The organism is Micromonospora sp. NPDC005206 (genome assembly GCF_040608175.1).
Lineage (GTDB): Bacteria > Actinomycetota > Actinomycetes > Mycobacteriales > Micromonosporaceae > Micromonospora.
Genome location: NZ_JBEXHU010000010.1, coordinates 197,232 through 219,721 on the forward strand (window position 1 = coordinate 197,232; position 22,490 = coordinate 219,721).

At 70.6% G+C, this 22,490-nt stretch carries 23 protein-coding genes; 12 read left to right on the forward strand and 11 right to left on the reverse strand.

All coding sequences use genetic code 11. The features are described 5' to 3' along the window. Window positions 1–58 precede the first annotated feature (58 nt). Entirely contained in the window at window positions 59–1,201 is a 1,143-nt protein-coding gene (locus tag ABZU69_RS17190; protein WP_354965302.1) for an acyl-CoA dehydrogenase family protein, read from the reverse strand. Further along, complete coding sequence (locus ABZU69_RS17195; RefSeq protein WP_354965303.1) at window positions 1,198–2,313, reverse strand: Xaa-Pro peptidase family protein; 1,116 nt, start codon at window positions 2,311–2,313, stop codon at window positions 1,198–1,200. The genes ABZU69_RS17190 and ABZU69_RS17195 overlap by 4 nt, the downstream gene beginning before the upstream one ends. Before the next feature lie 270 nt (window positions 2,314–2,583). Between ABZU69_RS17195 and ABZU69_RS17200 the strand changes: the two genes are divergently transcribed. Continuing rightward, entirely contained in the window at window positions 2,584–3,954 is a 1,371-nt protein-coding gene (locus tag ABZU69_RS17200; protein ID WP_354965304.1) for a glycosyl hydrolase family 18 protein, read from the forward strand. Window positions 3,955–4,018: 64 nt separating this feature from the next. Here ABZU69_RS17200 and ABZU69_RS17205 read toward each other — a convergent pair whose 3' ends face one another. Next, window positions 4,019–4,900, reverse strand: coding sequence for a winged helix-turn-helix transcriptional regulator (locus ABZU69_RS17205; RefSeq protein ID WP_354965305.1), 882 nt, complete (start codon window positions 4,898–4,900; stop codon window positions 4,019–4,021). An 82-nt stretch (window positions 4,901–4,982) separates the two neighbouring features. Here ABZU69_RS17205 and ABZU69_RS17210 point away from each other — a divergent pair, with 82 nt between their 5' ends. Beyond that, entirely contained in the window at window positions 4,983–6,257 is a 1,275-nt protein-coding gene (locus ABZU69_RS17210) for an MFS transporter (RefSeq protein ID WP_354965306.1), read from the forward strand. On the opposite strand, the gene ABZU69_RS17215 is transcribed toward ABZU69_RS17210, so the two are convergent. After that, window positions 6,238–7,338 carry a DUF4037 domain-containing protein gene (locus ABZU69_RS17215; RefSeq protein ID WP_354965307.1) on the reverse strand — a complete coding sequence of 367 codons (1,101 nt, stop codon included), beginning with the start codon at window positions 7,336–7,338 and terminating at the stop codon, window positions 6,238–6,240. The genes ABZU69_RS17210 and ABZU69_RS17215 overlap by 20 nt on opposite strands. A 119-nt stretch (window positions 7,339–7,457) precedes the next feature. Here ABZU69_RS17215 and ABZU69_RS17220 point away from each other — a divergent pair, with 119 nt between their 5' ends. Both ABZU69_RS17220 and ABZU69_RS17225 read left to right on the forward strand, forming a co-directional pair. Then, window positions 7,458–7,685, forward strand: coding sequence for a hypothetical protein (locus tag ABZU69_RS17220; RefSeq protein ID WP_354965308.1), 228 nt, complete (start codon window positions 7,458–7,460; stop codon window positions 7,683–7,685). Between the two features lie 58 nt (window positions 7,686–7,743). Then, window positions 7,744–8,670: a 5'-3' exonuclease gene (locus ABZU69_RS17225; RefSeq protein ID WP_354965309.1), complete on the forward strand. Its 927-nt coding sequence runs from the start codon at window positions 7,744–7,746 to the stop codon at window positions 8,668–8,670. Here the strand turns inward: ABZU69_RS17225 and ABZU69_RS17230 are convergent. Then, window positions 8,667–9,596, reverse strand: a complete 930-nt coding sequence (locus ABZU69_RS17230) for a YegS/Rv2252/BmrU family lipid kinase (protein WP_354965310.1) — start codon at window positions 9,594–9,596, stop codon at window positions 8,667–8,669. The genes ABZU69_RS17225 and ABZU69_RS17230 overlap by 4 nt on opposite strands. Window positions 9,597–9,654: 58 nt before the next feature. Here ABZU69_RS17230 and ABZU69_RS17235 point away from each other — a divergent pair, with 58 nt between their 5' ends. From ABZU69_RS17235 to ABZU69_RS17245, 3 genes are read left to right on the forward strand one after another with little or no spacing between them, the layout of a single operon-like run. Continuing rightward, window positions 9,655–10,659, forward strand: a complete 1,005-nt coding sequence (locus ABZU69_RS17235; protein ID WP_354965311.1) for an AfsR/SARP family transcriptional regulator — start codon at window positions 9,655–9,657, stop codon at window positions 10,657–10,659. Next, window positions 10,638–11,609 carry an NB-ARC domain-containing protein gene (locus ABZU69_RS17240; RefSeq protein WP_354965312.1) on the forward strand — a complete coding sequence of 324 codons (972 nt, stop codon included), beginning with the start codon at window positions 10,638–10,640 and terminating at the stop codon, window positions 11,607–11,609. The genes ABZU69_RS17235 and ABZU69_RS17240 overlap by 22 nt, the downstream gene beginning before the upstream one ends. Window positions 11,610–11,655: 46 nt before the next feature. Then, on the forward strand, window positions 11,656–12,525 hold the full coding sequence (locus ABZU69_RS17245) for a tetratricopeptide repeat protein (RefSeq protein ID WP_354965313.1): 870 nt from the start codon (window positions 11,656–11,658) through the stop codon (window positions 12,523–12,525). Between the two features lie 645 nt (window positions 12,526–13,170). Here the strand turns inward: ABZU69_RS17245 and ABZU69_RS17250 are convergent. Next, window positions 13,171–14,679 carry an aminotransferase class I/II-fold pyridoxal phosphate-dependent enzyme gene (locus ABZU69_RS17250; RefSeq protein WP_354965314.1) on the reverse strand — a complete coding sequence of 503 codons (1,509 nt, stop codon included), beginning with the start codon at window positions 14,677–14,679 and terminating at the stop codon, window positions 13,171–13,173. Between the two features lie 144 nt (window positions 14,680–14,823). On the opposite strand from ABZU69_RS17250, the gene ABZU69_RS17255 reads away from it, so the two are divergent. Further along, a complete protein-coding gene (locus ABZU69_RS17255; protein ID WP_354965394.1) occupies window positions 14,824–15,483 on the forward strand; it encodes a DNA alkylation repair protein in 660 nt (219 codons plus the stop codon). Window positions 15,484–15,531: 48 nt separating this feature from the next. On the opposite strand, the gene ABZU69_RS17260 is transcribed toward ABZU69_RS17255, so the two are convergent. Both ABZU69_RS17260 and ABZU69_RS17265 read right to left on the reverse strand, forming a co-directional pair. Beyond that, complete coding sequence (locus tag ABZU69_RS17260; RefSeq protein ID WP_354965315.1) at window positions 15,532–16,344, reverse strand: hypothetical protein; 813 nt, start codon at window positions 16,342–16,344, stop codon at window positions 15,532–15,534. A 37-nt stretch (window positions 16,345–16,381) separates the two neighbouring features. Continuing rightward, window positions 16,382–16,741, reverse strand: a complete 360-nt coding sequence (locus ABZU69_RS17265) for a MerR family transcriptional regulator (RefSeq protein ID WP_354965316.1) — start codon at window positions 16,739–16,741, stop codon at window positions 16,382–16,384. 58 nt (window positions 16,742–16,799) lie between these two features. Here ABZU69_RS17265 and ABZU69_RS17270 point away from each other — a divergent pair, with 58 nt between their 5' ends. Next, on the forward strand, window positions 16,800–17,768 hold the full coding sequence (locus tag ABZU69_RS17270; protein ID WP_354965317.1) for an NAD(P)-binding domain-containing protein: 969 nt from the start codon (window positions 16,800–16,802) through the stop codon (window positions 17,766–17,768). A gap of 86 nt (window positions 17,769–17,854) precedes the next feature. Here the strand turns inward: ABZU69_RS17270 and ABZU69_RS17275 are convergent, their stop codons facing one another. Continuing rightward, on the reverse strand, window positions 17,855–18,808 hold the full coding sequence (locus tag ABZU69_RS17275; RefSeq protein ID WP_354965318.1) for an NAD(P)-dependent alcohol dehydrogenase: 954 nt from the start codon (window positions 18,806–18,808) through the stop codon (window positions 17,855–17,857). Window positions 18,809–18,991: 183 nt separating this feature from the next. Here ABZU69_RS17275 and ABZU69_RS17280 point away from each other — a divergent pair, with 183 nt between their 5' ends. After that, complete coding sequence (locus tag ABZU69_RS17280; RefSeq protein WP_354965319.1) at window positions 18,992–19,525, forward strand: transposase; 534 nt, start codon at window positions 18,992–18,994, stop codon at window positions 19,523–19,525. Between the two features lie 30 nt (window positions 19,526–19,555). Here the strand turns inward: ABZU69_RS17280 and ABZU69_RS17285 are convergent, their stop codons facing one another. Beyond that, window positions 19,556–19,975, reverse strand: a complete 420-nt coding sequence (locus ABZU69_RS17285) for a hypothetical protein (RefSeq protein WP_354965320.1) — start codon at window positions 19,973–19,975, stop codon at window positions 19,556–19,558. A gap of 164 nt (window positions 19,976–20,139) precedes the next feature. Beyond that, window positions 20,140–20,433 (reverse strand): hypothetical protein, encoded by a 294-nt coding sequence (locus tag ABZU69_RS17290; protein ID WP_354965321.1) that lies wholly within the window; start codon window positions 20,431–20,433, stop codon window positions 20,140–20,142. 355 nt (window positions 20,434–20,788) lie between these two features. On the opposite strand from ABZU69_RS17290, the gene ABZU69_RS17295 reads away from it, so the two are divergent. Both ABZU69_RS17295 and ABZU69_RS17300 read left to right on the forward strand, forming a co-directional pair. Then, window positions 20,789–21,427, forward strand: coding sequence for an HD domain-containing protein (locus ABZU69_RS17295; protein ID WP_354965322.1), 639 nt, complete (start codon window positions 20,789–20,791; stop codon window positions 21,425–21,427). Between the two features lie 160 nt (window positions 21,428–21,587). Beyond that, complete coding sequence (locus tag ABZU69_RS17300) at window positions 21,588–22,448, forward strand: NADP-dependent oxidoreductase (RefSeq protein ID WP_354965395.1); 861 nt, start codon at window positions 21,588–21,590, stop codon at window positions 22,446–22,448. Window positions 22,449–22,490 lie beyond the last annotated feature (42 nt).

Here is a 22,490-nt window from a genome sequence, read left to right on the forward strand (position 1 = left end):
GGACGGCGGCCACGGTGGACCCACCGCGGCCGCGCCACCACGCGTCGTCGACCCGGGCTCAGCCCTTGGCCAGAGCCCGGGAGATGACCAGCCGCTGGATCTGGTTGGTGCCCTCCACGATCTGCAGCACCTTGGCCTCGCGCATGTACCGCTCCACCGGGTGGTCGGCCACGTAGCCGGCGCCGCCGAGCACCTGCACCGCGTCGGTCGTCACCCGCATCGCCATGTCGGTGGCGAAGAGCTTCGCCTTGGCCGCCTCGATCGAGTACGGACGCCCGGCGTCGCGCAGCCGGGCCGCGGCGAGGGTCAGCGCGCGGGCGGCGGAGATCTGGGTCGCCGCGTCGGCGAGCATGAAGCCCAACCCTTGGAAGTCGACGATCGCCCGACCGAACTGCTGCCGCTCCCGGGCGTACCCGATCGCGTAGTCCAGTGCGGCCTGGGCCAGCCCGACCGCACAGGCCGCGATGCCCAGCCGACCCGAGTCCAGCGCGGACATCGCGATGGTGAAGCCCGCACCCTCGCCGCCGATGAGCCGCTCGGCCGGCACCCGCGCCTCGTCGAAGGCGATCTGCGCCACCGGCGAGGAGCGCAGCCCCATGGTCCGCTCGGCCGCCTGCGGGGTGATGCCGGCGGTGCCGGCGTCGGCGAGCAGGCAGGAGATGCCCTTCGGGCCGGGCCCGCCGGTACGGCAGAAGACGTTGTAGAAGTCGGCGGTCCGGGCATGGGTGATCCACGCCTTGGTGCCGGAGACGAGGTACGCGTCGCCGTCGCGGACCGCCCGGGTGCTCAGCGCCGCCGCGTCGGAGCCGCCCTGCGGCTCGGAGAGGCAGTACGCGCCGAGCAGTTCGCCGCCGAGCATGTCCGGCAGCAGCTTGCGCTGCTCGTCGCTGCCGAACGCGGCCACCGGGTAGCAGGACAGGGTGTGCACGCTGACCGCCTCGGCGACCGCGAGCCAGCGGCTGGCCAGGATCTCCAGCACCTGCAGGTACACCTCGTACGGCTGTGCGGCGCCGCCGTGCTCCTCCGGGTACGGCAGGCCGAGCAGGCCGGCCCGGCCGAGGGTCCGCAGCAGCTCGCGGGGAAACTCGGCGCGTTCCTCGAAGCCGACGGCCTTCGGCGCGAGCTCACGATCGGCGAGTTCGGTGGCGAGGTCCAGCAGGTCGTGGGCCTCGTCGGTGGGCAGGATCCGGTCGACAGTCATAGCGCGATGAGCTCCGTGGGGGTGGTGTTGAGCCGCTGCACGCCGTCCGTGGTGCAGACGACGATGTCCTCGATGCGGGCGCCGTGCCGGCCCGCCAGATAGATGCCCGGTTCGATGGAGAACGCCATCCCGGCCTCCAGCGGCCGGTCGTTGCCGGCCACCAGGTAGGGCTCCTCGTGACCGTCCAGGCCGATGCCGTGGCCGGTGCGGTGCAGGAACGCGGGGCCGTAGCCGGCGGCGGCGATCGGCTCCCGGGCGGCGGCGTCGGCCGCGGCGCCGCTGATCCCGGGCCGTACCGCCGCCACCGCGGCGCGCTGCGCGTCGCGCAGCACCGCGTAGTAGGCCTGGAACTCTGCCGGCGCCGGCCCGCCGGCGACGTACGTGCGGGTGCAGTCCGAGCGGTACCCCGACGTCATGGTGCCGCCGATGTCCACCACCACCGGCTCGCCGGCGCCGATCGGCCGGTCCGAGGTGCCGTGGTGCGGGCTGGCCCCGTTCGGCCCGGCCGCCACGATCACGAAGTCCACGCTGACGTGCCCGGCGGCCCGGATCGCAGTGGCGATGTCGGCGGCCACCTCGGCCTCGGTGCGCCCAGGGCGGAGCCACTCCCCCATCCGCAGGTGCACCTCGTCGATCGCCGCGCCCGCCTCGGCGAGGGCCGCGACCTCCGCCGGGGACTTGCGGATCCGTAGCTCGCGCAGCACCTCGCCGGCGAGCCGCTGCGCCGCGGCCGGCAGGGCGGCACGCAGTGCGAGGACCTGCTCGGCCCACATCCGGTCGGCCAGCCCGACCGCCGCTGGCGCGCCGTCGAGGGCCGCGACGACCAGGGGGTACGGGTCGGTGCCGTCGGCGTGATCGACGATGCGGACCCCGGTGGCCGGCGCTGGGGACGCCTCCGCGGCCGGTCGCTCCAGCGTCGGCACGATCAGCGTCGGCTCGCCCTCGGCCGGCAGCACCAGGCAGGTCAGCCGCTCCCCCGCGCGGGCGTCGTACCCGGTCAGGTAGCGCAGGTCGGAGCCGGGGGTGAGCAGCAGGGCGTCCAGGCCGGCGGCCGCGGTGGCGCGCTGCGCGGCGATCAGCCGGTCGGGCGGGTACAACTCGTCGATTCCCACCCGGTCAGCTTAACGGTCGTTTGGGGATCGCCGGCAGCCAGCGCACTGCTCGAAGGAAGGGCACCTCATTAACGCCTGGTGTAGAGCACGGGCCCCTTCTTAACAGCGCGCCAGCCCGGAAATTCACCGACGTTGATTGACGCGGACAGTTAACACTCTTTAAGATTTGGCTGCCTCGAGGCCACCCGTCCCTGCGTACCGCAACCGCACCCCCGCCCGCGACGACCCTGCACGGGCGGCTGTCGTCCCCCGCCCACGGGAAGGCCCCCGATGTCCTCACCACTGCGCCGCGCCCTCGCCGCCGGCCTGCTCGCGCTGGCCACGGCCGGCGCCACCCTCACCCTCGTGCCCACCGCCGCGCAGGCCGTGGTGCTGCCGAACAACTTCAAGAGCGTCGGCTACATGCCCTCCTGGGCCGGCAACGTCAACACCATCCAGTACAACAAGCTCACCCACATCAACTACGCCTTCGTGCTGCCCAACAACGACGGCAGCCTCCGCCCCGTGGAGAACCCGAGCAAGCTCTCCTCGCTGGTCTCGCTCGGGCACGCCAACAACGTCAGGGTGTCGATCGCGGTCGGCGGCTGGAACGACGGCAACGACTCCGCCTTCGAGGCCCTCGCGGCCAACGCCGGCAGCCGGACCAACTTCGTCAACAACCTGGTCAACTTCGTCAACCAGTACAACCTCGACGGTGTCGACATGGACTGGGAGTACCCGGACCCGGGCGCCTCGGCGAACAACTACACCCAGCTCATGACGCAGCTCGGCAGCGCCATGCACAGCCGCGGCAAGCTGCTCACCGCCGCCGTGGTCTCCGAGGGCGGCAGCGTCCAGGGCGTGCAGACGGCCGTGTTCGGCCAGGTCGACTGGCTCAACATCATGGCGTACGACGGCGGCAGCCCGCACGCCAACTACGACTGGTCGATCGCCAGCATCAACCTGTGGAAGTCGCGCGGCCTGCCGGCCAGCAAGGCGGTCCTCGGGATCCCCTTCTACAGCCGCCCCGGCTACTACACCTACTCGGCGCTGGTCGGGATGGACCCGGCCAACGCCAACCGGGACTGCACCACCGTCGCCGGCGCCCAGCAGTGCTACAACGGCGTCCCGACGGTCACGCGCAAGACGCAGTGGGCCCTGGCCAACGCCGGCGGGGTGATGAACTGGGAGCTGTCGCAGGACATGACCGGCTCGACATCGCTGGTCAGCGCCATGTACGACACCATCATGGGCGGCACCACCCCGCCGCCGACCGGCCGCACCGGACAGATCACCGGAATCGGCGGCAAGTGCGTCGACGTGGCCTCGGCGAGCAGCGCCAACGGCACGGCCGTTCAGCTGTGGGGCTGCAACGGCACCAACGCGCAGACCTGGACCGTGGCCAGCAACGGCACGCTGCGCGCCCTCGGCAAGTGCGCCGACGTCGCCAGCGGCTCCACCGCCAACGGCGCCAAGGTGCAGCTATGGGACTGCAACGGCAGCGGCGCCCAGGTCTGGCAGGCCCAGTCCAACGGCACGCTGCGCAACCCGCAGTCGAACAAGTGCCTGGACGCCACCGGCAACAGCTCCGCCGACGGCACCCGGCTGCAGATCTGGGACTGCTTCGCCGGCGCCAACCAGCGCTGGACCCTCCCGGCCTGACGTGTAAGGAAGGGCCCCCTTATTAACGCTCGGCGTTAATAAGGGGCCCTTCCTTACACCCAGGTCAGGCGGCGCGGTGCTTGCGGACCACGTCGAGCATCTCGTCCACCGAGCCGGCCGGATCGGTGACCGGGAACTGCACCGCGCGGACCACCGCGGTCGGGTCGACCAGCAGCGTCAACCGCTTGAACCGGGCGATCCCACCGGCCCGGAAGGTGGGCAGCAGCAGCCCGGCGGCGAGCCGACCGTCCTGGTCGGACAGGAGCGGGAACGGCAGCCGGGCGTACGCGGCGAAGTCGCCGAGCTGGTCCGGCCGCTGCGTGCTGACCCCCCACACCCGTGCGCCGGAAGCCTGGAAGTCCGCGTACCGGTCGGCGTAGGTTTTCGACTCCAGGGTGCAGCCGCGGGCGCCGGGAATGTCGGCCCACCCCGGCGGGTAGCCCTGCGTCCCCGGCGCGTACGCCCCGGGGAAGAAGTAGAGGACGCTCCACGCATCGCCGTCCGTCAGCGCGACCGGCTGGCCGTCCGGCCCGGGCAGGACGACGTCGGGCAGCCGCCGCCCGATCAGCTCGTGCACGCGGCGTGCCTCGGCCGAGTCGGGGTCGGCGGTCGCGGTCAGGTCACCGTCGCCCATCAGGTGTCTCGTACCCCAGTCCTGCAGTGCGATCAGCACAGGAAGCAGCCCCTCGCCCTTGGCGGTCAGCAGGTAGTCGAAGCGCGGCGGATGGTGCGAGTAGGGCCGGCGCTCGAGCACGCCGTGCTCGACCAGCGCGGCGAGACGTTCGGCCAGCGCCCGCCGGCTCACCCCCAGCTCGCGTTGGAGGGCGTCGAAGCGGGTCGTCCCGCCGGCGACGTCGCGCACGATGAGGAAGGTCCACCAGTCCCCCAGGACGCCGAGCGCCTGCGCGATGCCGCAGTCCGCGTCGGCAAGATCTTCCCGCCGCACCCGTCACCTCCCTCCGCTCCGCCCTCGACTATAGTCCGTTTCAGATTGGAACGCACTGGCACGGCGAACGGGGGCGGACGACATGCACGTCGACGATCGGGCCGGGGTGTTCTGGCGATGGTGGACCGCCGGCACGACCAGCATGGTCGGGTCGGCGGTCGGCGCGGTGGCCCTGCCGCTGACCGCGCTCACCGTGCTCGACGCCACCGCGTTCGAGATGGGCCTGATCGCCGCCGCCAGCTACGTCGCCTGGATCGTGATCGGCCTACCAGCCGGCGTCATCGTGCAACGCCTGCCGCTGCGCGGCGCCCAGGTGGGCGCCGACCTGGCCCGCGCGGTCGCCGTCGCGTCGATCCCGCTGGCCTGGTGGTGGGGTCACCTCACCGTCGCCCATCTCGTCATCACCGCGCTCGTGGTCAGCTTCGCCAACGTGCTCTTCGACGTGGCCAACTCGACGTTCCTGCCCAGCATCGTGGACCGCGAGCAGTTGCAGTCCCGCAACAGCCTGACCTCGGCAACGCACGCCGCCACCCAACTCAGCGGCCCCTCCCTCGGCGGGCTCGCCGTGCAGGCCCTGGGCGCGGTGCCCACCCTGCTCGTGGACTCGGCCAGCTACCTCGTCTCCGCGGCACTGCTGCGCACGCTGCCCGCCCGCCGCGACGACGCTCCGGACCGCTGGCCGCCGGTCGGCGAACTGATCCGGGAGGGCTGGCGCTTCGTCGCGCACCACCCCGTGATGGGGCCCGGCATGTGGGCCGCCACGGCCATCAACTTCGTCTGCGGCGCGCAGTACGCGCTGTACCCGCTCTACCTGGTCCGCGAACTGCACGCCCCGGCCGGCCTGGTCGGCGTGCTGCTCGCCGTCGAGGGGATCGGCGCGCTGGTCGGGGCGGCGCTCACCACACGGATCACCGCACGGATCGGCACCGCCCGCGCCCTGATCGCCGCCGGGTTCACCACGGTCGCCGGGGCGTTCCTGATCCCCTGGGGCACCGGCTGGCCGGCGTACGCCGCCTTCGCCGCCGGCAACGTCGTCTTCGCCCTCGGGACGGTGGTGCTCAGCGTGACCACCCGGACGTACCGGCAGATCGCCAGCCCGCCCGACCTGCTCTCCCGGGTGATGGCGACCGTCCGGTTCGTCTCGTGGGGCGCGATCCCGGTCGGCGGGCTGGTCGCCGGCGCGCTGGCCGGCCCCCTCGGCGCGCGGGCCACCCTGTTCGTCTTCGCGACGGCGGTGGTGTGCGCGCCGCTGGCGCTGCTGTTCTCCCCCGTCCGGCACCTGCGTGACCTCACCGACCACGACCGGGACGACCCGCCCGGCCCCGCCGCGCCGGCGCTCACCGTCGCAGGTCGGTGACGACGCCGCCCGGCCAGAGGCTGTCGGCCAACCGGCGGACCCGGTCGGCGTGGGTGAGCACGTCGACGCTGTGCACGTACTGGTCGACCGCCCCCAGCGGCGGCCGGTCGCGCAGCGCGGGGTCACGCACGCCGGCGCGCAGCGCGGCGGCGATCCGCTCGGCGTGCAGCACCAGGAACGGGCGGTGGTGAAACGGCCGGACGCGAGCGCGCACCGGCGCCGCCAGCCCGGTCTCGTCGGTCCACCGGGCCACCGCCTCCAACGCCTGGACCAGCCCGGCCTGGCGTCGGGTCCAGTCGCCCGGGCCGAGCGCGTCGTTCAATGCCGCGACCACCGGCGCCGCGTCGGGCAGCCCGCCGAAGACCGTACCGAGCCACTTGTCGTACGGCGGCCAGCGCCGGCGCAGCAGCAGACCGAGCCGCATCAGGTCCCGGGCCAGGCCGGCGGCGACGACCCGGCTGCCCAACTCGTCGCCGACCTCGGCGCACCGGCCGGGCAGGTGCTCCGCCTGCGCGATCCTGGTCCACGCCGCGGCGAGCACGTGTCGCCACACGTCCGGCGGATACCAGGCCAACGCCGTCCGGCGGGCCGTCAGTGCGCCGTCGAGGCCGTCGTGGAAGATCGCGCCGCCGGTCACCTCGGCCAGCCGCTGGGTCGGGGTGGCCAGCCAGTCCGCCACGGCGACACCGGCGGCGGGGTCGAAGCCCAGCCGATCGCGCCACCAACCGGCCATCTCGTCCACGCGGACGCCGAGCCGGCCGCCCGCCGGGTCGGCGACGCCCAGCCGCCCGTCGTCACCGGCGAAGCGGGTCGGCCAGCCCAGAAACTCGGCCGGCAGGTCGGCGTCCAGCCCGGCACGCAGCCCCAGGATCCGGTCGGCGTCGGTGGCCGTGACGAAGACCTGCACGCGCGGCCCCCAGTCGTGGTCGGTGGACCGCGCGGTGTCCAGGCCCAGCAACTCCGAGCCGCCGTCCAGCAGGCCGGCCGCGTACCGCAGACCCGGGAAGCGACGGTGCAGGACCGGTGCGACCACCTCGTCGTGGTAGCGGCGGGCGAGCGTCAGACCGGGAAGGAACGCCACACCGGCAGTCTGCGCCGGTCGGGCCCCAGCCGCACCGCGGTTTCCCGGGTCGGACGGCGCCGTGGGTCATAGCCTGGACAGAGGGTTACCGTACGGGCACCGCGACCGGGAGGACCGACGTGGCAGCGAACGAGGCGGACCGGGCGGCGACGCGCCGTCGCCGGCAGCTGTGGGCCGGGGTCCTCGCCCTCGTCGGCCTGGTCCTGCTGATCATCGGCCTCACCGTGGCCGACGGCGTCGCGGCCTGGGTCGAGGTGCTCGTCGCGATCCTGCTGCTGGTGGCCAGCTACGTCGTGCAGTACCTGGCCCGCAGGGCAACCGTCTACCGGCACGACGAGCGGCGCTGACGCGGACGACGGCCGGGCGTACCCCTGATCGTCGGAGGGCTGTGCCAGGCTGTCGGGCGTGGCACACCGATCCCCGATCCTGCTGATCGACGCACCCAGCCTCTACTTCCGGGCCTACTTCGGCATTCCGGAATCCGCCGCCCGCGCCGAGGACGGCACCCCGGTCAACGCCGTGCGCGGCTTCCTCGACATGCTCGCCACCCTGATCCGTGGGCGCGGCGCGGACCGGATGGTCTGCGCGCTGGACTACGACTGGCGCCCGGCGTGGCGCGTCGACCTGCTCCCGTCGTACAAGGCGCACCGGGTGGCTCCGCAGGGCGGCGAGGTCGTGCCCGACACGCTCTCCCCGCAGGTGCCGAAGATCCTGGAGGTGCTGGCCGCGGTCGGCATCACCGCCGTCGGCGCCACCGGCTACGAGGCCGACGACGTGCTCGGCACACTCTCGGTGACCCAGCCGGGCCCGGTCGAGGTGGTCTCCGGCGACCGCGACCTGTTCCAGCTCGTTGACGACGTCCGGCCGGTCCGGCTGCTCTACGTCGGGCGCGGCGTGGCCAAGCTCGACGACTGCGACGACGCCGCCGTGCGGGCCCGCTACGGCGTGCCGGCCGACCGGTACGCCGACTTCGCCGCGTTGCGCGGCGACCCCAGCGACGGGCTGCCCGGGGTGCCGGGCGTCGGCGAGAAGACCGCCGCCCGACTCATCGAGCGGTACGGGAGCATCGCCGGCATCCTGGCCGCCCTGGACGATTCGGACTCGTCCTTCGCACCGGGCCTGCGGGCCAAGCTGGCCGCCGCCCGCGACTACCTGGCCGTCGCGCCGACGGTGGTCCGGGTCGCGCTGGACGTGCCGCTGCCGGAGCTGCCCACCGCCCTGCCGACCGCCCCCGCCGACCCGGACCGGCTGCTCGAACTGGCCGGCACGTGGAACCTGGCCGGCTCCGCCCGTCGACTGGTGGACGCCCTCGCCGCACGCGCTGACGCCTAACGATCCGGGCTGTCGGCGGGAGCCATGATGCGGAGCGCGTTGGGATCCAGGCCGATCCGGATCGGGGTCTCGCCGTACAGCTCGCCGTCGACCTCCACGGGCGCGGGTCGGTCGGTCTCCAGCCAGAGTTGGTGGACGGCGAGGAACGGCTCCTCGCCGAGCGTGCGGCGATGCCCGGTCGCCGCGTTACGGGCCGTGTGCCGCAGCAGCTCACGGCGGGGCGCGCCGCCCACCGGATAGGCGACCAGGAGCCGGTCGTCGGCGTCCGCGTCCGCGGTGATCGGCCGCCCGGCGTGGAAGCCGCCGTTCGCCACGTACAGCTGGTGGGTGACCACCTCGCGCTCCCGTCCCTCGGCGCGCACCACGGCGCGCAGCGGGCGGTGCCGGGTCAGCAGCGTCAGCGCGGTGACCGGATACGCGAGCCGGCCGGTGGCCCGCTTGAGGCGCGCCGGCGTCCTGAGCATCACGTCGGCGGACAGGCCGATACCGACGTGGTTGGTGAACCACCGGCTGCCCACGAGCCCGAGGTCGACGTCGATCACCTTGCCGTCGGCGAGGACCGCCACGGCCGCGTCGAGGTGAAGGGGGACGCCCACGGTGCGCGCGAAGTTGTTGGTGGTGCCCAGCGGCAGCAGACCGAGCGCGATGTCGCGGTGCGCGAGCAGGCGTGCGGCGGTGCTGATCGTGCCGTCGCCGCCGCCGGCTATCAGCAGGTCCGGTCCGAGGTCGGCGGCAGCGGCGAGGCTCTGCTCCAGTTCGGCGGGCACGTCGACCGGGTACGCGGCCAGCAGCTTGAAGCCGGCCGACGTGAGCCGATCCCGCGCCCGCTCGTAGAGCCGACGACCGCGACGGGAGTGGGTGTTGACCACGAGCGCCGCGCGCCGCTCCCATCGGATGGCCTCGCTCAGCTCCGGCTTCGTCCGCATACGCCCGGAGCCTATCGTCGGATGGCCGGCCGAAATCCGACCTTCGCAACCGACCGGGGTGTCGCTGATCGACGTTCGTCGTGCCACGATCGGCGGGTCCCATACCGGTTACGCCACGCCCGAGGAAGAAATCATGCGGTTCGAAGTCCTGGGGCCACTGCGAGCCGTCAACACATCGGGGTCAGTGGTGCCGGCCGGCAGAGGTCAACATCAGGTCGTACTCGCCTGCCTCGTTGCCGCCCGCGGCCAGACGGTCGCCGACAGCACGTTGATGGAAGCCCTGTGGGGTCGCGACCCGAGCAACAACAAGCACGGGGCGCTGCGGGTCCTCGTCCATCATCTGCGCCGCAACCTCGGCATTGGATCGATCATTCGCGCGGATGGTGGCTACCGCATCACGCTGGCCGGCCACCAGCTTGATGCCGACGAATTCATCGCTCTGGTCGACGCGGCCGCGCACGACGAGGCGCAGGGCCGGCTCGCCGAGGCGCGTCAGCGCTACCAGGCGGCGCTGCGGCTGTGGCGGGGAACGGACGCCTACCACGGCACCGCCGATACCGATCATGTGCGGGTGGCAGCAAACCACCTGGGCGAGCAGCGGATGACCGCCTACGAACGCTGCGTCGACATCGAACTCAGCCTCGGACTCCACCGCGAACTGTGCCCCGAGCTGTCGGCCGTGGCCACGGAGAACGCGCTGCGCGAGCGCCTCCAGGCGCAACTGATGCTTGCGCTCGTCCGCAGTGACCGTCGGGCGGAGGCGCTGACCGTCTACGAACGGACCAGGCGCATTCTCGCCGACGAGCTTGGAGCGGACCCGGGTACGCGCCTGCAGCAGCTCTACACCGCGATCCTGCGCGGCCCACGCCAGCGGTTGTGCCATCCGTCGCCGCTGCCGCGGTCCGGCCGGCGCAGCTGCCCGTTCCACCCAGCGATTTCGTCGGGCGTTACGACGAGCTCGGGGTCCTCGACGCCGTGCACGCGAAATCCCGATCCGGTCAGCGTCCCAGTGGCTCAGTGGTCGTCACGGGATCCGGTGGCATGGGCAAGACGGCTCTGGTGACGCACTGGGCCGATCAGAACCGGCAGAGCTTTCCTGGCGGGCAGCTCTACCTCGATCTCGACAATGACATCCCGGCGACGGTGGCACTGGCCAGGGCCCTCGTCGATCTCGGCATCGCGCCCGACGACGTGCCACAGCAGGCAGAGACACGCGCCGCGCAGCTGCGCTCGCTGCTGTCCAGCCGCACGGTGCTGATGGTCCTGGACAACGTGAGCAGCGCCCAGCAGGCCCGGCCGTTCTTCCCCGGCGCCGGTGACAGCATGCTGGTGATCATCAGTCGGAACCGGCTTGACGGGCTCATCGCCCGCGAAGGCGCTCACCTCCTGGTGCTGAACCCGCTGCACGGCGAGCCGGCCACCCGTCTGCTCCGGGCGATCGCCGAGATGTCCCACTCCGCGACCGACGACGTCCGTACCCTGGTGGCGCTGTGCCACGGGATGCCGTTGGCCATCCGGATCGTGGGCGCCCACCTGCGGCTGGGAGCCCGGCCGGACGCCCTGGTCGACGCCCTGCACGATGAGCGCACCCGACTCGCCCGGCTCACCACCACCGATGGCGACGCGAGTGTGCGCGCCGTCATCGCGGTGTCGTACCGCCGGCTGGACGCACCGGCACGTCGGCTGTTACGCCGCCTCGGCCTGTTGGACGCCGGTGCGATCCCGCTCGGCGCCATGGCCGCACTGGCCGGCATCTCCTGCGGCACCGTCCTGACGGACCTGGTCGACACGCTCGCCGCGGCCAATCTCGTCACCGTCGAAGCGGACAGCCTGGTCAGCCTCCATCAGCTGACGCGCATGTTCGCCCATCAGCCAGGGCCAGCTCGACGACACCTCGGCCGATCGCGCAGCCGCCGAACGGCAGCTGCTCCGCTGGTATGGGCACGCAACCCGCCAAGCACAGCACAGCATCAGGCCGACCGCAGGCGGAGCCGGCGGTGGTGCCGTCCCTGACGCGCAGCACCTCTTCCTGCCTGACCTGACCGGAACCGTCGCAGCGGTGAGCTGGGTCGACACCGCGGCGGAAACGATCATCGGGCTGATCGACCAGCACGTCCGGATCCACCCTGATCTCGTCTGGCCCCTCGCCGTCAACATACGCGGCTGGCTGCAACGCCGGGCCCCCCGCGACACCTGGATCGCCGTGATCGAGCAGGGCATCCGATCCGCCGCCCTGGTCGGCAGCAGCACCGGCGAGGCCACCCTGCGTGGAAGCCTGGGCGTCGCACACTGCCTCCTGCTGCAACGTACCGAGGCCCGGGCCGCGTACCAGCGCGCCAGCGCACTCTTCGGGCAGAGCGGCGACCATGCCGGCAAGGCCGACGTCGAGGCGAGCCTAGGTGCGATGCTGGCTGACAGCGGGGCACTTGACGAGGCACTCCCACCACTGCTGCGGGCGCGGCATCTCGCGACCCTGCTGAACGACCCCGATCTCATCTTCAAGGTCGAACTCAACCTTGGCTACCTGCATCGACGGGCCGACCGCCAGCAGGAGGCACTCGACGCCTACACGTCGGCGTTGTCGGCCGCGGAGCGGTCCAGCAACCGTGACTGGTTGTCGGCGAGCGTCCACACGAATCTCGGCCGCCTGCATCTCCTTCAGGGCAACCTCGATCAGGCCGGACACCACTACGACACAGCGGTCCGGCTCGCCCGGAGCACCGGCGACCGCATGCGGGGAGCATGGGCACTGCACGGATGCTCCGACATCTCCGCGGCCCGACGAGACCTTCCGGCCGCCGTCGCAGCCCTGCATGAAGCCGTCACGATCCTCGAACCCCTGGGCGATCGTCGCCTCGACGAGATGCGCACCCGGCTGTCCGAGTTGCTCTCCGACGACACCGCCGGGCAGTCACCGCCGCAGGCTTGAGGGCGTGTTTCGCACCCTCGCCGGCGCATCCGGCGCCGTTGGCGTCTCCGCGGTCTGGCCAACATCGAGCCAACATTCTGCTGGAAGACTGCGCCATCAGTAGTCAGCCAAGGCTCGCCGGGAGGGAGACCGTGACATCTGTACGAGCCAAACGGGGGTGCGCGGCCAGGCCCGAGGGCGCCGGCGCGCTCACGCAGACCGATTCACGTCAGAACGGAGCCTGGAAATGTCACCTGGAACGAGAAGCCGGAGGCGCAGCTTCGCCGCCGCGGCGATGGCAACGGTGACGTGCGCCAGCGTCCTGGGGATCGCATCCCCGGCGGCAGCCGCTACGACATCGGGAGGATCGTCCGTCAGTGCCGTCGCCGAGGGCGACATGGTGGCTCAGAGCTGGGCCTTCGTCGCTTCCTACCCGGGCAACTCCATGGGGTTGGCCGCCTGCGCATTCCACGCGAGCTTCCTGCGCTCACAGACGGGTAGAAACTACCTGTGCAGCCGGGCGGGCTCCTACTACCACCTCCTGAAGGAACTCTGACCCGCGGTTCCCCGCTCAGCTGGTCACCATCGTCGGGCCCCACTATCTCCCCGGGTGGGGCCTACGTCAGTCGGTCGGGGTGCGACACGCCTTCGGTGCCACGCTGCTCTTCAGCGCGTCTCCTCGGTCGCCTGCTCGGCAGCACGGCGTACGTCGTCGAGCAGGATCCGCATGTCGCGTCGGGTGGTGCGGTAGTTGACCACGCAGCCGCGCAGCGCGAAGCGGCCGTTGATGGTCGCGTTCGACAGGTACGAGCTGCCGGCCTGCTGCAGTAACACCATGATTCGTTCGTTGAGTCGGTCGAGTTGCTCCTCATCGGTCTGCGACCGCGAGCCGGCCTGCGCGCTCGGCGGCAGGTAGCGGAAGCAGAAGATGGAGAGTTCGACCGGGGCGAGCAGCTCGAAGTCGACGCTGTCGTCGATGAGCTCGGCCAAGTGGCGGGCGCAGTCGAGGTTGCTCTCGATCGCATCGCTGACAGCTTGCGACCCGGCGTGCGCCAGCGTCATCCAGACCTTGAGCGCCCGGAATCGCCGGGACAGGTCGGGGCCGTAGTCCCAGAACGCGAAGGCCTCGGCCGGCTCGGCCCGCATGACCCGGATGTAGTCGGCGTCCAGGCTGAAGGCGGGCCGTACCGCCTCGGGGTCCCGGTAGATGAGGCAGCCGCAGTCTGCGGGCAGGTAGAGCCACTTGTGTGGGTCGAGGGAGATGGAGTCGGCCTCCGCCAAGCCGTCGAAGAGCGCACGGGCCGACGGGGCGAGCCGCGCGAAGCCGCCGTAGCACGCGTCGACGTGCATCCAGAGCCCGTACTCACGCGCGACCACCGCGATGTCGGCGAGCGGGTCGACCGCGCCGGTGACGACGGTGCCGGCGTTCGCCACCACGCAGAACGGTTCCGCCCCGGCGGCCCGATCCTCCTCGATGGCACGGACTAGTGCGCCGACGTCCATTCGGAAACGGGCGTCCACTGGAATCTCGCGGACGTTCATCCGCCCTATGCCGAGCAGCGCGGCGGCCTTGTGGATCGAGTGGTGGGTGTCGGTGGAGGCGTAGACGCGCAGTTGCGCCGGGTGGGCGGCCATACCCTGGGTGGCGACCGTGTCGCCGCAATGGCGGTGTCGGGCGGCGGCCAGCGCGGTGAGGTTGGCCATCGAGCCGCCACTCATGAACAGGCCTCCGGCGCTCGGATCGCAGCCGATGGCCTCCTTGATCCAGTCGATGGCCACGTGCTCCAGCTCGACGGGAGCCGGTGCGGAGCGCCATGCGGGGAGATTCGCATTCAGCGCCGACGCGAGGAGGTCGGCCACCACGGCGACGGCGGTACCCGGCGCCGAGACGTACCCGAAGAAGCGGGGATGCCCGTTGTGCCGGCTGCCGGGCACGACCACGTCCCGGAAGACCCTCAGCAGGTCGGCGAAGTCGCGGCCCTCGGCGGGCAGCGGCTCGGCGAGTAGCTCCTTCAGCACGGCTGCGGAGGTTCGCGGGCTGATCGGCAGATCCCCGATCGAGTCGTGGTGGGCGGCGATCCACTCGACGGCGCGGCCACCCATGTCCCGGATCTGCTCCGCCGAGGGGTCCAGGGCGGAGTCGACGCCGCGTCCGTCGGATGAGATCGAAGTCATGACCCGGAGGATAGTGTGGATCATGTCCTGGCGTTCGCCCGCGAGTACGAGCGGCAGCAACGAGTGGTCGACTACCGTCGTACGCTGCATCTCGCATGTGACGAGCAGGAGGCTGCGGTGGCCGAGACGACGCCGACCGAGACGATGGTGGCCGAGGTGAGGGCCGAGCTGGCCGAGCTCGAGGACCCGAAGACTCGCGAGGTGAACGAGAGACACGGTGACGATCACGGTGTGCACCTCGGCAGTCTGCGCGCGCTCGCGAAGCGACTGAAGACGCAGCAGGAACTCGCGTGCCAGCTCTGGGCGACGGGTGACACCGCGGCGAGACTGCTGGCGATTCTGATCTGCCGACCGAAGGCGTTCGGACGTGGCGAGTTGGACGTCATGTTGCGCGAGGCGCGCACACCCAAGGTGCACGACTGGCTCGTGAACTATGTGGTGAAGAAGAATCCGCACTCCGAAGAGCTGCGCCTGGCCTGGTCCGCCGATCCGGATCCAGTGGTCGCGAGTGCCGGCTGGGCGCTGACCACCGAACGCGTGACGAAGAAGCCCGAAGCCCTCGACCTACCGGGGCTGCTCGACGTCATCGAGGCGGAGATGAAGGACGCCCCGGATCGCCTCCAGTGGGCCATGAACCACTGCCTGGCTCAGATCGGGATCGAGCACGCCGAGCACCGCGCCCGTGCAATCGGCATCGGTGAGCGCTTGGAGGTGCTCAAGGACTACCCGACTTCCCCGGGCTGCACGTCCCCGTTCGCGCCCATCTGGATCAACGAGATGATGCGCCGCCAGCACGACAGGTAGGACGCACCTCCAGCCGCCATGGTGACACCCGATCGTGGATCAGGCCGGTCAGACGGCCGGTTCCCTGGTGGACGACCGCTGGCCGCCGTGGCACGCGACCAACGCGTCCGCCACGATGTCAGCGTCAGCCTCCGCGACGTCCGCCGGGTACTCCGGCAGCAGGTCGTCCCAGACGACCAGCCACGACCCGTACAACTGGGCCTGCCCCTCGGGCCGGGCGAAGAACCAGACGTGCAGATGGGCGCCACCATCTCCGATGCGGTACACGTGTGCCCGCGAGATGTGCGGCAGTGCCTGCACGTGGCGAACGATGCGAGTGCTCAACAGCCCCAGCTCGGCGGCCAGTTCGTCGGGCAGATCCGCCATGTCGTAGTGATCGCGCGGATACAGCATGAGCACCAGCGGAACGCCCACGCCCGAAATCCGCGCCAGCCGCCAGTGATCGTTGAACCAGATCCCCTCGTCCCGGTCACGACAGGCGCTGCAGTCCGACGGATCCTCGCCGTGCCGCGCGGGTTCCGGGAGCACCGGCGGGCGCAACGGCGCAACGCGGAGCCCATCCGGTTCGAACGGACTGATCTCCCAACCCGTCATGCGTGCCAACGGGAGCCGACGCTCGGCGTCCGCGACGGCGACGGCGTGGTCATAGAACTCGTCCGGTCGCAAGGCCATGCGGCGAAGACTAGTACCCGCAAAAGCAGGAAGCCGCCGGTAGGGGTGAGTGCTCAGCGCAGTTGGGGTTTGTTCTGAGCCGGTCGGATGACCGAGGAAGAGCCCCGGGCCGCGGGTCATGCGAGCTATCAGCGGCAGATGCGCGCACCTGATCTTGGCCAGGTTGGGCTGACTCTCCCTCCGGTTCATGGCATGAGCACGGAAGGTTCAGGTTGCCCGGGTTCGGTCAGCAAGGGTCGGGCGTGCCTCGGATGAGGCGGTCCAGGATGTCACGGGCCGCAGCGAGCGTCTCGATGGACCTGGTGATTCGGGTGCGCTCCTCGGCCAGGGCGTCGAGGAGTTCGGGGCAGGTGGGTGCGAGCACCGTCGTGTCGTCGGGGACGCAGGGCAGGATCTCGGCGATCGCGGTGGTGCCCAAGCCGGCGGAGAGCAGCAGTTGGATGTGCCGCACCGTGCGCACGGCTTGCCCGTCGTAGTCCCGGTAGCCGCTCGCGCGACGGGCGGGCTTCAACAGGCCCTGCTCCTCGTAGTAGCGCAGGGCGCGGGGGGTGGCGCCGGTCTGTCGGGCCAGTTCGCTGATCCGCATGTCCAGAGCACATCAGGACTTGACCTTCACGTCAACGTGAAGGTTTACCGTCACCGCTGTGACAGACAACAACGTTGAGCACGAACAGCGCCCCGCTATTGCCATCCTGGGGCTTGGCCCGATGGGCCGGGCGCTCGCCGCCTCGGCGCTCGCCGCCGGCCACCCCACGGTGGTCTGGAACCGCACGCCGGACAAGGCGGAAGCACTCGTGGCCCATGGTGCCGTGCTCGCGCCCACGGTAGCCGATGCAGCGCGTGGGGCATCGATCACCATCGCGTGCATGATCAACTATGGCGCCGTCCGCGCGAGCGTGGCCGACCTCGCCGAGTGGCCCACGGGCACGCTCGTCAACCTCAGCAGTGGCCACGCCGGAGAAGCACGCGCCATGGCGGGCTGGGCCGCACAGCGCGGCATCAACTACCTGGATGGCGCCATCCTGACGCCGGCCCCCACGATCGGTACACCCGCGGCAACGATCCTCTACAGCGGCCCGCACTCCCCGTTCGATCGCAGCCGCGCCCTTCTGGAGAGCTTCGGCGGCACCAGCGTCTACCTCGGCGACGACATTGGTATCGCGTCGGCGTACGAGATGGCCTTGCTCGACCTGTTCACCATGTCCGTCGGCGGACTCGCGCACGCCTTCGCCCTGGCCATCGCCGAGGGCATCGAGCCTGCCGCGTTCGCCCGCTTCGCCAAGGGGATCGGCGGCCTGCTGCCCGACATGGCCGACCGGTTTGCCGATCAGCTTGCTGCCGGCGGTTTTCCCGCCGACGTCTCCAGTATCGCGTCGGCAGGCTCCGCTGTGGCCCACGTCATCGACGCCGCCGCCGCTCGCGGCATCGACACCACACCGCTGCAAGCCGTACAACGGATCATCGGCCGGGCCGCCGCGGCGGGCTATGGCGGCGACAGCTACGCCCGGCTCGCCCAGCTTCTCGCCGAAGCCGACCACGCGGACGCCTGGGCCGAGCTGGCCACGCCGGAGCCGTCGCAGCCCCACCCGTCGCACCGATCCGCGGACAACTGAACCGGCCAGCGGCGGCAGGCGTCCGTCCGCTCATCGACAGATCCGGTTGTTCGCGGCGCCGATCGCGGAAAATCTGCGGTCGCTGGTCAGTTGACGCTCACGACGACCTTTCCAAGGGCGCGTCCCTTACCCACGTGGGCCAACGCCTCGGGCGTCTCGTCGAGCGTGAAGGCCCGGTCGATGTGGATGACGAGGTCACCCGCCACGCAGAGATCGGCCACCGGTTCGAAGTGGGTCGGCCCTTCCCGGACGGCGAGCACGCCCAGCCGGCGGTGGGTGAGCCGGCCGGCCACCGCGCCGATCGTCAGGACGCGCAGCAGCGCCGAGACCGATCCGCCGACGCACCGGTAGCGGCCGCCGGGGGCCAGTGCCCGGCGGTAGGCGAACACCGATCGGTGCGCGACCAGATCGAGGATGAGATCGTACGGGCCGCTGCGGGTGAAGTCCCGGCTGCGGTAGTCGATCACCTCGTCCGCGCCGACGGACCGCATGAAGTCGAGCTTGCCCGCGCTGTCGACGCCGGTTACCTGGGCGCCGAGTCGTTTGGCTAGCTGGATCGCGAATGCGCCGGATCCTCCGCCGGCGCCGTTGATCAGGACCCGGTTGCCGGCTGCGGCGCCCGCGGTGCCCTGCTGTGCGATCACGCCCGCCTGTGGGATCGCCGACGCCTCGGCGAAGGTCAGGGCGGCGGGCTTGCGGGCCAGGACCGATTCGGGCGCGATCGCGTACTCGGCGAAACCGCCCTTGAGCATGAGGTTGTCGCCATACACCTCGTCACCGGGTCGGAACCGAGTGACGGCGGAGCCCACCGCGTCGACCCATCCGGCGATGTCCGAGCCGAGGGTCCGGCGTGCCGGGGAGCGCAGCCCACCGATGCGCGAATACAGTGGCGAACCTCGCAGAGTCTCCCAATCGCTCAAATTCACCGAGGTCGCCGCAATCTTGACGAGCACCTGTCGGGCAGCGGGGGAGGGCTTGGGGAGATTCTCGATTCGCAACCCATCCGGAGGCCCGTACCGGTCGTACACGACTGCTCTCACCTGGTACCACCAGCCCTTCGGGAAAGTAGGCCAGCCGCAGCACCCGATGCGTTCAGGGCCAGCAGCCTACGCGTCTTACTTAGCACGGCGGGACAAGCGGCTGGTCGACAAGGAGGCTGCACGGAGGGCCGGGGTTCCTTCCACCAGGCGAATGAGGAACAACGCCGTGGCGGGCAGCCTGACTTGAAGAAGTCCTTGAGCACGCCTCTGTTGAGCCACACCATGGACCTGCACGGCATCGGACCCTCCGGCGCCGCCCGGCTGCTGGCCGAAATCAGCGACATCACCCGGTTCCCGAACCGAGCCCACTTCGCCTCCTGGAACGGCACCGCCCCCATCGACGCGTCATCCGGCGAGCAAGTACGCCACCGCCTCTCCCGCGCCGGGAACCGACAGATCAACCGGGTACTGCACATCATGGCCACGGTCCAGCTACACAACCCCACCGAAGGCCGCGCCTACTTCGATCGGAAGAAAGCCTCCGGGAAGACATCAATGGAAGCGATGCGCGCGTTGAAACGACGCCTGTCCGACATCGTCTACCGACAGATGATCAACGACGCCACGACGGCTACGGCGGCGGGCCCGGAAGGACAACGGGAGACGACTACTGACTCCAGCGTGACCAGCTCACATCCCCATGCCGGCTCTTCGGAGAAGTCACTTCCCGGACCCGCCGCCACCCAGGATAGAACCCCGCTCCCCGCGATGGCTTGACACAGAGGGGAGCCAGAAGCGGACGTTCCGTCAGCGACCTCCACGGCGTGCCGTCAGGGTGACGAGGACGAGGACGGCAACGCCGAACATGGCGGCTCCGACAGCCCACCACCAGAAGAATCCCGAAAAGACCGAGGCGATCAGAAGGCCAATGCCGAGGCCGGCCAGCAGGCCGAGTCCGAACAAGGCCCGTGGGGGCAGCGCGAGGTACGGCAGGCGCCGCACCACGAGCACTTCCAGCCAGGTGCCGCCCACCGCTAGCAGTGCCGCGCCCACCCCGTCCACCGCGGACAGTCCGTGACCCTCGCTGATCGGCACGAGGACTCGACCCTCGTCACCGGCGGGAACGAAGAGAATGAGCACGCCGGCGACGACGAGCAGGACCGTGATTGCCACCTGGGTGCGCGGCACACTCCCGACATCGTGCGACATCGCTTCAGTCTTGGTCATCCGCCGGGCTCTCGACAGGAGCCGAATCGCCGAACATCGAAGCACGAAGATCAGGTTGTACGGACGGCCGTCGACCGCCGGCCCAGAGCTCACCACGAAGGATCCGGCGTTCAGCGCGTTGCCGGTGGAATCCGGGTCTCATTCGGCGGGACCGGGAACGGTTTTCACATGGTGACGCGACGGGCCGTGCTGAACCGGCGTTGGTAGGCGGCGGGGCTGATCGACATCCTCCTGGCGAAGAGCGTGTCGAAGGCCGGTTCCGAGGAGACGGCGCCCTCGACCGCGATCCGGACCCCGAGGTTCGATGTGACGTCCGCGCCGGCCGGCGACAGCAGCACGATCCGGTAGTCGGCGCCGAACCGGTTCGCCTCCTTGAACACCTGCGCGGGACCGGCAACGTCCAGCAGCGTCACTCCGTCGTAGACGAGGATCGCGACGCGATGGGGGCCAGCGTTCACCGCTCCGGTCCCTTTGTAGCCGGATCCGCGGGGTCAGCGATCCGTTCCCGCGGCACTGGCCTCAGTCCGGTCGGCGGAACAGAAGGCCCGGGCACCGTCTATTGGTAGCACGCTCCTACCGGAGATGACGGGGATCCTCGTGGGCGGGGTAACTCACGTCACGACTATTGCCGGTAACAAACTCCGCGGAATCTCGTCCCGCAACCGATGCCCGGTTGACCCATGCTCCCAACCCGGCATTCCGGTCCGGATATGAGTGATTCCTGGCCGGACGAGGGCGGCGACGACGACGATCGGTGGGCAGCATGGAGGTCAGACACACGGTCCGCACACATACCGCGGAAGGTCAGAGATCATGTCAGAGGTCATCGCGGGGTTGGAGATTCCTGAGACAGCGGCGGTCGCCGAAGCGACCAGGCGTATCCAGGAGACGACCAGCCCCCTCATCTACCACCACTCCCGACGGGTCTTCTTCTTCGGCCTGATTCACGCTGACCGGCTTGGCGTGAAACCGGACCCGGAACTGCTCTATCTGGCGGCCATGTTCCACGACACCGGCCTGCTGACTCCCTTTTCCGACGTCGAGCAGCGCTTCGAAGTCGATGGCGCCGACCACGCGCGCACGTTCCTCCTGGAACGGGGTTTCTCGACGGCCGCGGCCGAGACCGTGTGGACGGCGATCGCGCTGCACACCACGCCGGGCATCCCCGACCGGATGGCCCCGGAAATCGCGACCACGTACCTCGGTGTCCTGACCGACGTGCTCGGCCTGGGCCTGGACGGACTGGAACACGATCAGCTGGGCGAAATCCTCGCCGTCCATCCGCGAGGGGACTTCAAGAACGAGTTTCTGCGAGCCTACGTCGACGGGCTGAAGAACCGCCCCGAAACCACGAACGGCACCGTGAACTCCGACGTGCTCGAACACTTCATCCCCGGCTTTCAGCGCGTGACGACGGTCGAGCGAATCGTCGGATCGCCCTGGCCGAGCTGATTGGACACCGGCTCACCAGCGCACCGACGACGGGCGATCAGCAAGCCGAGCCCCCCACAACCACTCCATACCGACGAACCTTCCTGGAAAGGAATCGAGCATGCGAGCGATCACCGTGAGAGACCGTGACGCGGGTGTCGGCGGCCTCACCCTGACCGACATGCCCTACCCGCACGCTGCGGAGAACGACGTCATCGTGCGCGTGCACGCCGCAGGCTTCACACCCGGAGAGCTCGACTGGCCTGCAACGTGGTCCGATCGGGCCGGTCGGGACCGGACACCCACCATCCCCGGGCACGAACTGTCCGGAGTCGTGGTCGAGCTCGGCTACGGAACCACCGGCCTCACCGTGGGCCAGCGGGTGTTCGGACTGACCGACTGGGCCCGCAACGGATCGCTGGCCGAATACACCGCGGTGGAGGCTCGCAACCTCGCTCCCCTCGCGGCCGACATCGACCACACCGTGGCCGCCGCGCTGCCCATTTCCGGACTGACCGCATGGCAGGGACTGTTCGACCACGCCCATCTCACGACCGGCCAGACCGTCCTCATTCACGGCGCCGCGGGCGGCGTGGGCTCGATCGCCGTTCAACTTGCGCGGGAGGTGGGCGCCCGCGTGATCGGCACCGGCCGAGCCGACGACCGTGACGTCGCGCTCGGCCTCGGCGCGCAGACCTTCCTCGACCTGCACGCCGACGATCTGCGGCGCGTCGGCGAGGTGGACGTGGTGTTCGACGTCATCGGCGGCGACATCCTCGTGCGATCGACCGAGCTGGTGCGTCCGGGCGGCACCATCGTCACGATCGCCGTGCCACCCACGGTGCAGCCCAAGGACGGGCGAGCCATCTTCTTCGTCGTCGAACCGGATCGCGCCCGGCTGACCGACCTCGCCCAACGCCTCCGTACCGGACGGCTCAACCCCATCGTCGGCGGCGTGCGACCGCTCTCCGAAACGGCGTCCGTGTTCGCGCGCCACCGCCGCATGCCCGGCAAGACGATCATTCAGGTCGCGGACGAGTGACTACGCTCCGGCGGGTCCTCGAACCGACGCCTCGAAAAGCTC